The organism is Streptomyces sp. NPDC091377 (assembly GCF_044757045.1).
Lineage (GTDB): Bacteria > Actinomycetota > Actinomycetes > Streptomycetales > Streptomycetaceae > Streptomyces.
The window spans coordinates 13321-27172 of the sequence record NZ_JBIVUE010000021.1 but is presented as its reverse complement, the minus strand read 5'-3'; the positions used below and the strand labels follow the sequence as shown (position 1 = coordinate 27172).

Annotated in this window: 12 protein-coding genes and 1 pseudogene; 6 read left to right on the top strand and 7 right to left on the bottom strand. The window is 74.3% G+C overall.

The window, feature by feature from the left end; all coding sequences use genetic code 11:
• The first annotated feature begins 6 nt into the window (after positions 1-6).
• Together rpsN and ACIQNG_RS32815 are read left to right on the top strand one after the other, a co-directional pair.
• A complete protein-coding gene (rpsN, locus tag ACIQNG_RS32820; protein ID WP_401433731.1) occupies positions 7-312 on the top strand; it encodes a 30S ribosomal protein S14 in 306 nt (101 codons plus the stop codon).
• A gap of 402 nt (positions 313-714) precedes the next feature.
• Positions 715-1212: a hypothetical protein gene (locus tag ACIQNG_RS32815; protein ID WP_401490188.1), complete on the top strand. Its 498-nt coding sequence runs from the start codon at positions 715-717 to the stop codon at positions 1210-1212.
• 13 nt (positions 1213-1225) lie between these two features.
• Here the strand turns inward: ACIQNG_RS32815 and ACIQNG_RS32810 are convergent, their stop codons facing one another.
• Positions 1226-3502, bottom strand: a complete 2277-nt coding sequence (locus tag ACIQNG_RS32810; RefSeq protein WP_401490096.1) for an FUSC family protein — start codon at positions 3500-3502, stop codon at positions 1226-1228.
• Between the two features lie 59 nt (positions 3503-3561).
• Between ACIQNG_RS32810 and ACIQNG_RS32805 the strand changes: the two genes are divergently transcribed.
• Positions 3562-4104 carry a DUF4232 domain-containing protein gene (locus tag ACIQNG_RS32805; RefSeq protein ID WP_401490094.1) on the top strand — a complete coding sequence of 181 codons (543 nt, stop codon included), beginning with the start codon at positions 3562-3564 and terminating at the stop codon, positions 4102-4104.
• 3 nt (positions 4105-4107) lie between these two features.
• Here the strand turns inward: ACIQNG_RS32805 and ACIQNG_RS32800 are convergent, their stop codons facing one another.
• The gene (locus tag ACIQNG_RS32800; RefSeq protein ID WP_401490092.1) at positions 4108-5376 is read right to left on the bottom strand and encodes a DUF2786 domain-containing protein; all 1269 of its coding nucleotides are present in this window, start codon (positions 5374-5376) and stop codon (positions 4108-4110) included.
• 49 nt (positions 5377-5425) lie between these two features.
• Between ACIQNG_RS32800 and ACIQNG_RS32795 the strand changes: the two genes are divergently transcribed.
• Positions 5426-6151 (top strand): Clp protease N-terminal domain-containing protein, encoded by a 726-nt coding sequence (locus ACIQNG_RS32795; protein WP_401490089.1) that lies wholly within the window; start codon positions 5426-5428, stop codon positions 6149-6151.
• A 1087-nt stretch (positions 6152-7238) separates the two neighbouring features.
• A complete protein-coding gene (locus tag ACIQNG_RS32790; RefSeq protein WP_401490087.1) occupies positions 7239-8954 on the top strand; it encodes a bifunctional 3'-5' exonuclease/DNA polymerase in 1716 nt (571 codons plus the stop codon).
• Here ACIQNG_RS32790 and ACIQNG_RS32785 read toward each other — a convergent pair.
• From ACIQNG_RS32785 to ACIQNG_RS32775, 3 genes are all read right to left on the bottom strand, one after another.
• Positions 8914-9648 (bottom strand): NAD-dependent epimerase/dehydratase family protein, encoded by a 735-nt coding sequence (locus tag ACIQNG_RS32785; RefSeq protein WP_401490086.1) that lies wholly within the window; start codon positions 9646-9648, stop codon positions 8914-8916. The two genes, ACIQNG_RS32790 and ACIQNG_RS32785, sit on opposite strands and share 41 nt — an antisense overlap.
• Positions 9649-9736: 88 nt before the next feature.
• Complete coding sequence (locus ACIQNG_RS32780; protein ID WP_401490084.1) at positions 9737-10234, bottom strand: SRPBCC family protein; 498 nt, start codon at positions 10232-10234, stop codon at positions 9737-9739.
• A 104-nt stretch (positions 10235-10338) separates the two neighbouring features.
• Positions 10339-11349 carry an SDR family NAD(P)-dependent oxidoreductase gene (locus ACIQNG_RS32775; RefSeq protein ID WP_401490081.1) on the bottom strand — a complete coding sequence of 337 codons (1011 nt, stop codon included), beginning with the start codon at positions 11347-11349 and terminating at the stop codon, positions 10339-10341.
• 102 nt (positions 11350-11451) lie between these two features.
• Between ACIQNG_RS32775 and ACIQNG_RS32770 the strand changes: the two genes are divergently transcribed.
• Positions 11452-12021, top strand: coding sequence for a TetR/AcrR family transcriptional regulator (locus tag ACIQNG_RS32770; RefSeq protein WP_401490080.1), 570 nt, complete (start codon positions 11452-11454; stop codon positions 12019-12021).
• 53 nt (positions 12022-12074) lie between these two features.
• Here ACIQNG_RS32770 and ACIQNG_RS32765 read toward each other — a convergent pair.
• Both ACIQNG_RS32765 and ACIQNG_RS32760 read right to left on the bottom strand, forming a co-directional pair.
• Positions 12075-13401 (bottom strand): annotated as a pseudogene (locus ACIQNG_RS32765) (MFS transporter).
• Between the two features lie 110 nt (positions 13402-13511).
• Positions 13512-13751, bottom strand: a complete 240-nt coding sequence (locus tag ACIQNG_RS32760) for a hypothetical protein (RefSeq protein ID WP_401490078.1) — start codon at positions 13749-13751, stop codon at positions 13512-13514.
• Positions 13752-13852 lie beyond the last annotated feature (101 nt).

The following is a 13852-nucleotide window of genomic DNA, read 5'->3' as shown; positions in this document are numbered from 1 at the left end:
GACACCATGGCCAAGAAGAGCAAGATCGCGAAGAACGACCGCCGCAAGGAGATCGTCGCCCGGTACGCCGTACGACGGGCCGAGCTGAAGGAGATCGTCCGCCGCCCCTCCTCGACCGAGGCCGAGCGGCTCGCGGCCCAGCGGGAGTTGCGCGGGCAGCCGCGGGACGCCAGCGCCACGCGCGTACGCAACCGGGACTCGGTGGACGGACGTCCGCGGGGGTATCTGCGGGCGTTCGGGCTGTCCCGGGTCGGGGTGCGGGAGCAGGCGCACGCGGGGTATCTGCCGGGGGTGCGGAAGGCTTCTTGGTGAGGTCGGGGGTGCCTGGGGGTTCGTAGGTCCGGAGGGTCTGGGTGCGTGGGCCGGTGGGTGCGGGGGTTCGTGGGCCGGTGGGTGCGGGGGTTCGTGGGCCGGTGGGTTCGTGGGTTCGTGGGCCGGTGGGTTCGTGGGCCGGTGGGTTCGTGGGTTCGTGGGCCGGTGGGTTCGTGGGCCGGTGGGTTCCTGGGTTCGTGGGTTCGTGGGTTCGTGAGCCGGTGAGCCTGTGGGTTCGTGAGCCCGTGGGTCCGTGGAGCTGCGGTTTCGGGGGCTGCTGGCGCGGGGGCTCGGGGCTCGGGGCTGGTGGCTCGGGCTCCGGGGCCGGGGGTCGGTGGCTGGTAGCTTGCTGCGGTCGGGGGCTGGGTCGTTGATCCCTGGGGGGGGCTGGCGGTGACTTCGGTGGCGTACGCGGGTGAGGTGGTGCGCGAGGGCGGCGGGCGCGGGCCGTCGCGGTGGGCGGCCGTTGCCGTGGGTGCGGTGGTCGCGCTGAGCGCCTGCGGTGGGGACGGCGGTGGGGGTGACGGCGCCCCGGACCGGTCCCCGAAGCCCTCCCCCACCACGTCCACCGGCGGCGGAACCGGTGCGCTGGAGGGCAGTTGGGCCACCACGTCCGGGGACGGGAAGGCCGTCGCCCTCATCATCACCGGTACCGAGGCGGGGCTCTTCGCGACCGGCGGCACCGTGTGCAGCGGGACGGCCGGGGAGTCGGACGGCGAGCGGGTGATCAGCCTCCGGTGCACCGACGGCCGTGACGAACGGACCTCGGGGACGGTGGACTCCGTGGACGGTACGACGCTCACGGTGACCTGGCGGGGCGGGCTCGGCGCGGAGACGTACGCCAAGGCGGAGGGCGGGAAGCTGCCGTCGGGGCTGCCGTCGGCCGTCGGGGGGCGCTGATCCCGACGTAGGGTCACGGGCCCTCGCGCCGGGCGGCCTTCGTGGGCACGGTCGGTTCCAGCGCCTCCGACAGGGCCGTGAGGGAGTCCAGGAGGAGACGGGCGGTGGTGTGGACGACGTTCCCGTCCGGGGAGTCGGGGGTCTGCGCGTCGGCCCAGGCGGGGTCGTCGAGCGCCTCGCGCACCGCGTCCCAGGCGGGGACCCCGCGCTCGCGGACCGTGCGGGCGCCGTTCTCGGTGGCGGTGCGCAGGACGTCGGCGAGGTGGGCGGCGGCCGGGACCGGGGGCGCGTCGGGCTTGGGCAGATGGGCCTCCAGGAGCATCGCCGCGCGGCCGAGGTGGGTGAGGGCGTCCTCGGCGTCGTCGGCGGTGACCCGGGGCAGACCGCGGTGCCGGACGGGTTCGCCCTCCGCGCGGGCGACGGCCGCGTGCCAGGCCGCCCGCGCGCCCCGGGCGGCGAGCAGCGCCTCGCGCACGTCGGGGGCGGCCTTGCCCGCGGGTTCGGCGAAGTGCCGGACGACGGTGGCGGCGTACCGGCCCTGGGCGGCCAGCCAGTCGGCGAGCCGGCCGCGCAGCCGCGGGGTCTCCCAGGCCGGGTAGACGGCGTAGGCGACCATCGCCAGCACACCGCCGAGAAGGGTGAGGACGACCCGCTCGGGCACGGTCTGCGTCCATGCCTCGCCGCCCATGCCGAGCAGGAAGACGACGTACGCGGCGATGCACGCCTGGGCCGCGAACTGGCCGGTGCGCATGAGGAGATACAGCAGCGCGGCACTGGCCACGGCGAGCGTCCCGGCGAGGGAGGTGCCCGCTCCGGTGGCCTGGAGCACCGCGGTGGCGACGGCGACGCCGACGACCGTACCGGCGAACCGGGCGACCGCCCGGCTGTACGTCTCCGAGAAGTCCGGCCGCATGATCATCACGGAGGCGAGCGGGGCCCAGTAGCCGTGGCCGAACGGCAGGGCGGTGCCGAGGAGATAGCCGACGGCGGCGACCACGGTCACGCGCGTGGCGTGCCGGGTGATCGGGGAGCCGGGGGTGTGCAGTTCCGCGCGCATGGCCGTGAGGGCGACGGGGATGAGGGCGAGGAGGGTGGGGCGGGGGCGGTGGGTGTGGGGGTGGGGGTCGGGATGGGTGTGGGCGCGGGGGGATAGGGGGTGATTTGGGGTCGGGCCGTTCGGGGTGCGGTGATGCGGGAGGGGGCGGTGCGGGAACGGGCGGTGCAGAGTCGGGCGGTGCAAGGTCAGGCGGTGCAAGGTCAGGCGGTGTGGGGTCGGGCGGTGTGGGGTCGGGCGGTGTGGGGGTGTTGTCGAGTCTGCGGTCTCGGCGACGTCCGGGAGGAGGCGGGCCAGGCGGGTGGCGGCGCGGTAGGGGGCGCCGTGGAGGAGGGCGCCGGTGTCGGGGGTGCGCAGGGCGGCGACGGCGGCGGGCGGCAGGGTGACGGGCTCGCCGCGGCGGATGGCGCGGGCGGTGGCGTCGAGGACGGTCGCGGCGGCGGCGAGCAGTTCGCGGACGCGGTCGCGTTCCCGGCCCTCCTCGGGGACGCCCATCGCCGGGTCGGCGAGGGAGGCGAGGACCGGACGGATCCGTTCGGCCAGGCCGCGGGCGCCGTGGAGTTCGGCGGGACGGCGGCGGGCCTGGCGCGCGGTGACGGCGGCGGCGTCGCGGGCGTCCATCAGCGGGACGGGGTCGAAGGGCGCGGTGGGGTCGTGCCGCAGCCTGCGCGCGTAGTCGGCCTCGGCGGCGAGCGCGTCGGCGAGGGCGTCGCGCTGGGCGCCCCAGCGTCGTACGGGGAAGAGCACGATCAGGGCCGCCTGCACCAGGCCGCCGCCGACCATGGTCGCCGCGTGGACGGCGGCATCGGCGACGGAGGTCGGGAGGGTGACGGTGACGAGCATCATGGCGACGTTGGAGGAGGCGATCAGGCCGGTGGTCGGGCCGGCCGCCCAGCTCAGGCCGGAGACGAAGGTCCAGAGCACCAGCAGGGCGAGGAACAGGCCGAGGTGGGAGACGGTGAGGTAGCCGAGGAAGGTGGAGACGGCGAGGCTGGCGCCGGAGGCGACGGCCAGTTCGGGGCGGGGGCGCCAACTGCGCTGGAAAGTGGCGATCGCGGCCTGGAACGCGCCGAAGGCGGAGCTTGCCGCCGTCTCCGGCCCGAGCGTCCACAGGCACACGGCGATCGTGATCGCGAGCCCGGCCGCGCCGCGCAGCGCGAGCAGCGGTTCCAGCCGCTTGCGCTCGACCGCGAGCCCCGAGCGGGCGGTCCGCCGCAGCGCCCGGAACCAGCTCATCCGGCCAGCGTAAGCTCCTCGCAGACCATCGTCATCGGCCACCCGTGGGGATCCCGTACATGCGCGCGCGTCCGCTTCCGTTCACCGTCCTCGCCCTCGCGGGCGCCCTGTTCCTGACCGCGTGCGGCGGCGACGGGGACGGTGGTGGCGGCAGCGACGGGGGTGCGGGGGGCGCGGGTGACGGCAAGGCGTCCGGCGCGGGCGCCGCGTGTGTCCTCGCGGAGGTGAAGGTCGAGACGGGCCCGGCGGCCGAGGCGCCCGCCGACGGGGACACCGGCAATGTCCCGGTGACCGTCACCAACGAGGGCGAGGAGTGCGTCCTGGACGGCTTCCCCGCGGTGCGGCTGAAGGGCGGCGACACGTCCCTGACCGTCCCCGCCGACGAGGCCGCCGCGGCCCAGGAACTGACCCTCCCGAAGGACGTCGCGGCGACCTTCACCCTCACCTACGTCCGTGGCGCCGGACTGGACGCCGACAACCTCCTCATCGGCCTCCCGGGCGACGACGGGACGACCAGCCTGGCGTGGTCGTACGGCCCGGTGGCCCTGGTGGACGGCGAGCCGGACGCTTCCGTCAGCGCGTTCCAACAGGCCGGGGACTGACTCTCACGGCCCGGTGACCTTCGCCCGGTCGGCGGCCCGGGTGCCCTCGGTCCAGCCGCTCGCGTCGGTGACTCCGCGCAGCCGGGCGGTGGTGGTCTCGGGGAACAGGTGGTCGGCCGTGGCGGTGACGGCGATCGCGCGGGAGGCCAGTAGGGGCAGCAGGTCGGCGGTCGAGTCGGCCTCGGCGGCCTCGGCCGCCTCCGCCGCCTCTGCGGCCCGGGCGGCGGCGGTCAGCCGGGTGCCTATGCGGTGGGCGTAGGCGGCGAGGAAGGACTGGCGGAACGTCTTGGTCCGCCGACGACCGCCCTTGCGCTGGGCGGCCTCCGCCTTGGTCATGGCGGTGGTCGCCTGGACGAGCAGCGAGGTGTGGAGCAGTTCGACGGCCGCGAGGTCGGACTCGTAGCCGACGACCGTGGTGAAGCCGAAGGGTTCGTTCCACACCGCGCGGCAGTGGTTCGCCGTCGCCACCGCGTCCAGGAGCACCGCCTTGGCCTGCTCGTACGGCGGCTCCACCCCGATCCGCCAGGCCGTCGGCGAGTCCGGGGCGGGTCCCCGCGCGGACAGCAGCGCCTCGTCCAGGCTGTGCCGGGCCATCAGTTCCTGCGCCTTGGCGCTCAGCGCCTCGGCCTCCTCCGGGAAGTCCGTGGCCTCGGCCTTGGCGAGCAGGGCCCGGATCCGGGTGAGCGTGCGGGACTCGACCCCACGGACCCCGGAGGCCCCCACCCGCGCCCCGCCCAGGGATCCCGGAGAGCCCGGAGCCCCCGGGGACCCCAGGGACCCGAGGGACTCCAGTGGTTCGAGGGCGGGGAGGTGGAGGAGCAGGCGGAACAGCTCAAGGGTGGTGGTCGCGCGTGAGAAGCGGTCGGTGCGGGGGCCTCGCGGCCCGGGTTCGAGGGCGTCGATCTGTGCGGCCCAGCGGGGGCCGCGGGGGCGGTCGTCGGGGGCCTGCGCACGGATGAGTTCCGCCACGAGCCCGAGGTGTACGTCGTCCAGGTCACGGCGTACGACCCGGATCAGGTCGGCGGGCTGCCAGCCGCGCCGCCAGGCCGCCGCGATGAACTCCCGCCCTCGCCGGTCGAGTTCGGCATCGACGGCGTCGACGGCGGGGTCGGCGGCGAGGAGGGAGGCGGCGGTGTCCAGGTCGGCGGGGGCGCGGGTGCCGTCGGCGTCGGCGTCGGCGTCGGCGGGGGCGGGGGCGGGGGTGTAGAGGGCGGCCAGCGCGCGGGTGACGGTTTCGGAGGGGGACGTACTCACCCTGCGATCGTCACACATGGGGCAGGGGGGAAGCAGACCCCGGCAGACGTCAACCTACGGTTGACACATGGAATCCAACCCGATCCGTTCCTCCGTACGCCTGGACGACCTCATCGAGTCCATCAAGACCGTCCATCAGGAGCCGCTCGAACAGCTCCAGGACGCCGTACTCGCCGGGCAGCACCTGGGTGACGTGGCCGACCATCTGATCGGACACTTCGTGGACCAGGCCCGGCGCTCGGGCGCCTCCTGGACGGACATCGGCCAGAGCATGGGCGTCACCCGGCAGGCCGCGCAGAAGCGGTTCGTGCCCAAGGAGTCCGTCGACCTCGACCCGAACCAGAGCTTCAGCCGCTACACGCCGCGCGCCCGCAAGGTCGTCCTGGCCGCGAACCAGGAGGCGGTGGCCGCGCGCAGCACCGAGGGACGCCCCGAACATCTGGTGCTGGGGCTGCTGACCGAGCCGGAGGGTCTGGCCGCGCAGGCGATCGTGGCGCAGGGCGTGCTGCTCGACGTCGTACGGCAGGCCGCGTCCGCCGCGCTGCCGCCGCCCGCCGACGAGGTCCCCGGGCTGATCCCCTACACCGCGGACGCCAAGAAGGTCCTGGAGCTGACCTTCCGCGAGGCCCTGCGCCTCGGCCACAACTACATCGGCACCGAGCACCTGCTCCTCGCCCTGCTGGAGTTCGAGAACGGAGCCGGTGTCCTGTCCGGCCTCGGCATCACGAAGGAGGGGTCGGAACGGTACGTGGCGGGGGCGCTGGCGGCGTACACGGAACGACGGGGGAGGTAGGGCCACGGCTGTCGCGCTGGCGCGGTCTGGTTGGGGGGTGGGGGGTGGCCGGGCGGGGGGGGTGGCCGGGCGGCGGGGGTGGTCGGGTGGCGGGGTGCCGGGGGCACGCAGGTGGCGGGGGCGGCGGGGGCACGCAGGTGGCGGGGGCAGCGGGGGCACGCAGGTGGCGGGGGCAGCGGGGGCACGCAGGTGGCGGGGGCGGCGGGCCATGAGGGCGCCGGGTCACCGGGTCGCTGGGCCCCGGGTTACCGGGTTACGGACTACCGGGCTACCCGGGCTACCCGGGCTGCCGGGCTACCGGATCACCGGGACGGCGGGGCCACCGGCGCCGCAGGGTGACCGGGCGGGGGCCACCGGATCACCCGGGCCGCCATGGCCGCCATGGTCGCCGGGGCCACGGAGGTCGCCGGGGTCGCCGGGGTCGCCGGGCCGTCAGGACCACGGAAGGCCGCCGTGCCTCCGAGGTCACCGGCACCGCAAGGACACCGGGCCGGGGTCACCGGATCACCCGGGCCCGCCGGACTGCCAGGGCCCCCGATGTCACCAGGCCGGGGCCACCGGACCTCCAGGGCCACCGGGCGGGCCACGGGGGCCGCCGGGCCACTGGGGTCGCGGGGGCCACCGGGGCAACCGGGGCAACCGGGCCGTCAGGGCCGCCGAGCCGCCCAGGTCACGGGCGCCACAAGGTCACCGGCCTGGGGCCCCCGGGCCACCAGGGCCCCCGGGACCGCAGGGTCCCCGGGACCGCAGGGTCCCCGGGACCGCAGGGTCCCCGGGACCGCAGGGTCCCCGGGAGCACCAGATCACCGGCGCCACGAGGTCACCGGGCCGAGGCCACCGCATCACCCGGGCCGTCGGACTGCCAGGGCCGCCGGGGCCACGGGGGTCGCCGGGGCCGCCGGGCCGTCAGGACCACCGGGGCCCCCGGGCCACCAGAGCCACCGAGATCACCGGCCCGCAAGGGGGCCGCCAAGGCCACCCAAGGCCACCGGCCCGCGAGTAGGCCGCCAAGGCGAGGCCACCAAGGCCACCGCCGCCGCAGATGGGCCGGAGGGGCGTTGTCAGACCCGGGTGTCACACTCGCGGCATGGTCGATCGGTGGGCGCTCGCTCCGGTCGAGGGAGGCGGTGTGGAGGTCGCCCCCCTCGGCCCGGACGGGCTGCCCGCCGGTCCGGTGGTGCGGGAGCCCGATCCGGCGGAGGCGGTGCGCGGGCGGCCCGAGGTGGTGCGGTGGGTGTGGCGGTCCACCGCCGAGGTGTATCCGCGTCTGCTCGAAGCGGGAGCGCGGGTCGAGCGGTGCTACGACATCGAGGCCGCCGAGACCCTGCTCCTGGGCCACGAGGGCCGGTACGGGGAGCCCCGTTCGGCCGCCGCCGCCCTGGCCCGGCTGAGCGGCGGACCCGTACCGCCGGATCCGCCGGTGCGCCCGGCCGAACCGGGCGCGCAGTCCTCGCTGTTCGAGGCGCGGCCGACCGAAGTGCCGCTGACCGACCTGCTCACGGTCTACGCGGAGCAGCAGCGCCGGCACGAGCGGGCGGAGCACCCCGACCGGATGCGGCTGCTGACGGCGGCCGAGTCGGCGGGGACGCTGGTGGCGGCGGAGATGAACGCGTCGGGGCTGCCCTGGCGGGCCGACGTCCACCGCGAGGTGCTGACCGAACTGCTCGGCGAGCGGTACGCGGGCGGGGGCGAGCCGCGTCGCCTCGCCGAACTGGCCGACGAGGTGTCGGCGGCGTTCGGGCGGCGGGTGCGGTGCGATCTGCCCGCCGATGTGATCAAGGCGTTCGCGCAGGCCGGGATCAAGGTGGGTTCCACCCGGCGCTGGGAGCTGGAGAGCATCGACCATCCGGCGGTGAAACCCCTGGTGGAGTACAAGAAGCTGTACCGGATCCGGGTCGCGCACGGCTGGTCCTGGCTCCAGGACTGGGTGCGGGAGGGCCGGTTCCGCCCGGAGTTCCTGGCCGGTGGGACGGTGACCGGGCGGTGGGTCACCAACGGCGGGGGCGGGCTCCAGATCCCGAAGGTGATCCGGCGGGCCGTGGTCGCCGACCCGGGCTGGCGGCTGGTGGTCGCGGACGCCGACCAGATGGAGCCGAGGGTGCTGGCGGCGATCTCCCGCGACCCCGGTCTGATGGAGGTCGCGGCCCGGACGAGCGACCTCTACCAGTCGGTGTCCGACCGTGCCTTCTCCGGCGACCGCGAGCAGGCGAAACTCGCCGTCCTGGGCGCCGTCTACGGCCAGACCTCCGGCGACGGACTGAAGAACCTGGCCGCGCTCAGACGCCGTTTCCCGAAGGCCGTCGCGTACGTCGACGAGGCGGCCCGGGCCGGGGAGGAGGGGCGCCTGGTGCGGACCTGGCTGGGCCGGACCTGCCCGCCCGCGGCCGACGGGGCGGGACAGGAGACCTGGGAGGAGGCCGGGATCCCGCAGGGGGAGGGGGCCGGGAGGGAGGCGGACAGCGGGGGCGGGGGCGACGGCCAGGAGTGGGTGCCGGGCTACGCGTCCGGCAACTCCCGTGCGCGCGGCCGTTTCGCGCGGAACTTCGTCGTACAGGGCAGCGGCGCCGACTGGACCCTGCTGCTGCTCGCCGCCCTGCGCCGCGCCTGCGCCGGACTCGCCGCCGAACTGGTCTTCTTCCAGCACGACGAGGTCATCGTCCACTGTCCCCAGGAGGAGGCGGAGACGGTCGTGGCGGCCGCCCGCGAGGCGTCGGAGCTGGCGGCCCGGCTGACCTTCGGGGAGACGCCGGTCCGGTTTCCGTTCACGACGGCGGTGGTGGAGTGCTACGCGGACGCGAAGTGAGGGGGGCGGCACGACGACCGTCGGCGAGAGCCGAGGCGTTGATGTCCCGGGTGTGGAGCACGCGTTGGGGCGCGCCGTCGCGGGCGACGGCGATCATCGCGCGGCCGAGTTGTTCGGTGGTGGTGACGTGGTCGGGTGCGAGCCTCCGGAGGAGGGGGTAGAGGGGCGAGGTGACTCCGTAGATCACGCGGTACAGACGGGTGCGGGAGGTGATTCCGTGGAGCGGCTGGATGTATCCGGGACGGAAGAGGTGCGTACGCAGGGGTAGGGCGAGCAGGTCGTTCTCGGTCCTGCCCTTGACCCGGGCCCACATGCTCCGGCTCCGCTCGGTGCTGTCCGTGCCCTGCCCGGACACGTACACGAAGGTGAGGTCGGGGCGCGCGGAGGACAGCGCGCCGGCCACCGCGAGGGTGAGGTCATGGGTGATCCGCCGGTACGCCTCCTCGCTCATGCCCGCGGCGGAGACACCGAGGCAGAAGAAGCAGGCGTCGTACCCGGACAGTCGGTCGACGATGCCGTCCTCGGTCATCAGGGCGTCCAGGTCCTGACGGAGGATCTCCCGCAGTTTCGGATGCGCGACGCCGGTCGCCGTGCGCCCGATCACCAGTACCTCGCTCACCGTGTCGTCGCGCAGGCACTCGCGCAGCACACCTCGGCCGACCATGCCGGTCGCCCCGAAAACGATCACCTTCATCGATCAGTCCCTGTCGTGGTGCGGATGATGACTCCCGGCCGGCGTCCGGCCACGGAGCCGCCGGTGCTCTGTTCGTCTGCTCGTCCGGTCAACTCGTACGCTTCACGGCCTGTTCGCTCAAGCCCCGCAGGGTGGTGAGGGCGGCCCCGTCGAACCAGCGCCGGATGAGGGGGGCGAGGGGCTTGAAGAGCGGGCTGAGTTCGGAGCCCATGGAGTAGTGGATGCGGCTGCTCGCGTCGTCGACGGGCTCGATCCGTACGCGTTCGACGAACCGGGAGAAGACCTTGGGCCGGAAGCCCACCGCGGTGAACGACCACAGGGAGGGCTCTTCCCACCCGACAAACCTTTCCTTGAGCTTGCCGAGGCCCCACAGGAACGTGACCTCGCGGGTGGCGCCGACGCCGTGCTCGGGATCGGAGGTCGATCGGACCTTGGTCACGAAGGACCCCATCCAGTTGACGCCGCCCGGATTGTCCTTGAGCACCTCGAAGGCGGTGGCGGCCGGAGTGGGAGAGAGGTAGGAGGCGGTCACCGTGAACGGGGCCGCGTCCACGTACGAGAGGGGTTGGGGTTCGAGCTTTCCCATGGGTTTCCTTCGATTCCTTCGGCGGGTTCGATGCGTTCGATGCGTTCGGCGGGTCCGGCGGGCTGGATGGGTCCGGCGGATTGGATGGGCTCGGCGGGCTCGGGTCAGACCGGGTAGACGACGCCGGTCAGCTCCTCGGAGACGGTCCAGAGCCGCCGCTGGACCGAGGTGTCGTACGACTTCGCGCTCGACTTCACGGCCTTCGGATAGCCGCGCATCCCGCCGAGGCCGTCCGGACCGTAGAACTGCCCGCCCGTGGCCCGGGGGTCCGTCGCGGCGCGCAGGGACGGCAGGGCGCCCATGTCGGCGGACTGCGCGGCGAGAGGGACGATCAGCTTGTCGAACAGCAGCCGCACCGGCGGATAGGAGTCGCGCGCCAGGTCGGTGCCGGCGCCGCCGGGGTGGGCGGCGAGCGCGATGGTCGGGTACTTGTCGGCGAGGCGGCGCTGGAGTTCGTAGGTGAACAGCAGGTTGGCGAGCTTGGACTGCCCGTACGCGCCGGTCCTGCTGTACGTGCGCTCGGACTGGAGGTCGTCGAAGTCGATGGAGGCGCCGAGGCGGTGGGCCTGGCTGCTGACGGTGACGACGCGTGAGCCGGGCACCGGGAGCAGGTGGTCGAGGAGCAGTCCGGTGAGGGCGTAGTGGCCGAGGTGGTTCGTGCCGAACTGCAACTCGAAGCCGTCCTCGGTCGTCGTCCGCGGGGTCCACATCACGCCCGCGTTGTTGATCAGCAGGTCGATGCGCTCATGGCGGGTCCGCAGCGCGTCGGCGGCGGCGCGGACGGAGTCGAGCGAGCTGAGGTCGAGCCGCTGGAGGGTCAGCCGGGCACCGGGGGTGCGGGCGGTGATCCGGGCGGCGGCCTGCTTGCCCTTGTCGAGGTTGCGTACGGCGAGGACGACCTGGGCGCCCCGTGCGGCCAGCGCGGCGGCGGTCTCGAAGCCGAGGCCGGTGTTGGCCCCCGTGACCACGGCGGTACGTCCGCTCTGGTCAGGGATGTCGGCGGTCGTCCACTTGCTCTTGTCGGCCCTGTCGGTCCCGGTGGCCCCGTCGATCTTGCCGGTCTTGGCGGTCCTGGCGGTCTTGGCGGTGTTCGTGGAAGTCCTGGTGGTGTCCATGAGGACCAATGTAGACGTCGACAACAAAGCTGTCAACGCCAACAATGCTGACATCATCAACAATGATGACGGCGGCAACATTGCCCTTGTAGGATGGGCGCCATGGCGTATCACCACGGAAATCTGCGGGCCGAGCTGCTGGCCCGTGCCGAGACCGTCCTCGCCGAGGACGGCGTCGGTGCCCTCTCGCTGCGTTCTCTGGCACGGGATCTCGGGGTCTCGCACGCGGCGCCCGCCCGGCACTTCCCCGACCGCCAGGCCCTGCTCGACGCGCTCGCGGTCGAGGGCTTCGAACGGCTCGGCGCCGAGCTGGGCGAGGCGGCGTCGGGCGACGGCGGGTTCGAGGACCGGCTCACCCGGGCGGCCCTCGTCTACGTCGGCTTCGCCACCCGGCACCCGGCGCTGCTGGAGGTGATGTACGCCCGTAAGTACCGCGACCCGGAGGACAAGGTGCGCGTGGCCTCCCAGGCGTGCGCGGCGATCCTGCTCGGCCTCTTCGCCGGCGACGACGCTCCCGTGACCGACCCGGAACGCTTCGCCGTCATCCTCCTGGCCGCCCTCCACGGCATCGCCGCCCTCGCCGCCGCCGACGCCCTCCCTCCCGCCCACCAGCCCGACGACCTCACGACCGACACCGTCCAACGCCTCCTGCGCGGCTCACGCGGGGATTGATCGGGGATCCCGGCAGGGAAGTGGGCGGCAGGGAAGTGGGAACAACGGTCACGTCAGTGGTGCTGCTCCCTGACATCGACGTCGCGCGGGGTGAGGACGTAGACCGGCGCGGCGGCGGCGAACAGGATGATGCCGCCGATGAGGCCGACCCGGGCCAACGATTCGGTGAAGGCGTCCTGGGCCTGGGCCGCCAGTTCGGGCAGACCCACGCGGTGGGCGACTTCGAGGGCTCCGCCCAGGGACTCCTCGGCGGCGTCGACCGCGGTCTCCGTCCGCGCGTCCGGCGAGGGTCCGGCCGTGAGCGACCCCAGGTGGGGGCTGTCGCGGTAGATGATGGCGGCGATGCTGCCGGCCTTGTCCTGGGGGCTGCCGGACATGATGAGCGCCGAGGCGATCGCCAGGGAGCCCGCGCCCGCGCCCTGGAGCGCGAGGGCGGTCGCCGCCCACCCGTGCTCCAGGGGGGAGGGAGCGACGTACAGGAGCACGAAGCCCGCACCGGACAGGGCCGACCCGCCGGACAGTACCGCGCGGGCACCGATCCGGGAGCCCAGCACGGGCGCCGCGACGGAGGTGACGACGGAACCGGCGGCCAACGGCAGCAGCCGCACCCCCGCCTCCAACGGCGAATGTCCCTCCGCCAGTTGCAGCCACTGCGCGCCCAGGAGCAGCAGGGCGGCCATGGCGAACATCGCGGCGAGCGGGCCAGCGCTCCGGCCGTGAACGGCCGGCGGGCGAACAGCCGGACGCCCAGCATCGGGTCCGGACGGCGCAGGCAGCGCAAGGTGAACCAGGTCAGCGCGGCGACGCCGAAGGCCGGCACGGACCAGGCGGCGGGGTTGGCGAAGCCCTCGTCCGTGTAGTGCTTGGCGATGTCCTTGATGGCCCACACCAGGGCGGCCATGCCGACGATCGACAGCACCGAGGCCGGCAGATCCCAGCGACCCGCGTTCGGCACCCCGGGACTCGGGCAGCAGCCACGCCCCGAAGACCAGGCCGACCACCATCAGCGGCACATTCACCAGGAACGCCGCCTGCCAGGAGAAGTGCTCCAGCAGGGCGCCTCCGACGATCGGCCCGACGATCAGCCCGACGGCCGCCCCCAGGGCCGTGACCGCCGCCCAGGCCGAGCAACACCCGCACGGCGATCACCAGTTCCGGGCTGTCGGCCACCGTCACCAGCAGTGACGCCACCCCGAACACCGCGAACCCGGCCATCAGCAGCCGCTTGCGGCCCCACCGGTCGGCCGGCGCGCTCGCCGACACCGGCAACCCGGCCAGGACCAGGGAGCAGGCGTCCACGATCCACAACTGCTGGGTCGCCGACGGTTCGAGGTCCGCCGCCAGATCCGGCAGCGCCACCTTCAGCACCGTCAGGTCCATCACGACGGCCATCAGGCTCAGCGACAGCACCGCCAGCGCACCCCAACGGCGCCCCGGGGACAGCTCCGCCCCGTCGGCCGCGGTGGGCTCCTTGTGCCGCGCCATCCCGGTCACCGCTCCCCCACGGTGGCCGCACCGCACAGCAACTTCGCCACGACGTCCGTCAGGAACTCCCGCGTCAACGGCGCGTCGTGCAGCACCGCGTGGGTCGCGGCGCCGTCCACGAACACCGCCAGTTCCCCGGCGATCTCCCGCAGATCCGCCTCGGCCCGGTTGCCCAGCAGGGCCAGCGCCTCGCGCCCCAGCTCCTCCAGCGACGCGAAGTAGTACGTCGTCGACCCCAGCGGCACCCCGGCCCCGGTCCGCCACCAGGCGATGATGCGACAACCCCGCCGCCCCGGCCCCCGGCCAGTGAGGCCGCGGCCTCCACGATCACCCGCCGCCGCCCCTC

Bases quoted from the DNA above. Each gene is read 5' to 3' on its own strand.
- rpsN (WP_401433731.1), top strand. From the start codon at position 7: ATGGCCAAGAAGAGCAAGATCGCGAAGAACGACCGCCGCAAGGAGATC.
- ACIQNG_RS32810 (WP_401490096.1), bottom strand. From the start codon at position 3,502: ATGAGCTGGTTCCGGGCGCTGCGGCGGACCGCCCGCTCGGGGCTCGCG.
- ACIQNG_RS32805 (WP_401490094.1), top strand. From the start codon at position 3,562: ATGCGCGCGCGTCCGCTTCCGTTCACCGTCCTCGCCCTCGCGGGCGCC.
- ACIQNG_RS32800 (WP_401490092.1), bottom strand. From the start codon at position 5,376: ATGTGTGACGATCGCAGGGTGAGTACGTCCCCCTCCGAAACCGTCACC.
- ACIQNG_RS32795 (WP_401490089.1), top strand. From the start codon at position 5,426: ATGGAATCCAACCCGATCCGTTCCTCCGTACGCCTGGACGACCTCATC.
- ACIQNG_RS32790 (WP_401490087.1), top strand. From the start codon at position 7,239: ATGGTCGATCGGTGGGCGCTCGCTCCGGTCGAGGGAGGCGGTGTGGAG.
- ACIQNG_RS32785 (WP_401490086.1), bottom strand. From the start codon at position 9,648: ATGAAGGTGATCGTTTTCGGGGCGACCGGCATGGTCGGCCGAGGTGTG.
- ACIQNG_RS32780 (WP_401490084.1), bottom strand. From the start codon at position 10,234: ATGGGAAAGCTCGAACCCCAACCCCTCTCGTACGTGGACGCGGCCCCG.
- ACIQNG_RS32775 (WP_401490081.1), bottom strand. From the start codon at position 11,349: ATGGACACCACCAGGACTTCCACGAACACCGCCAAGACCGCCAGGACC.
- ACIQNG_RS32770 (WP_401490080.1), top strand. From the start codon at position 11,452: ATGGCGTATCACCACGGAAATCTGCGGGCCGAGCTGCTGGCCCGTGCC.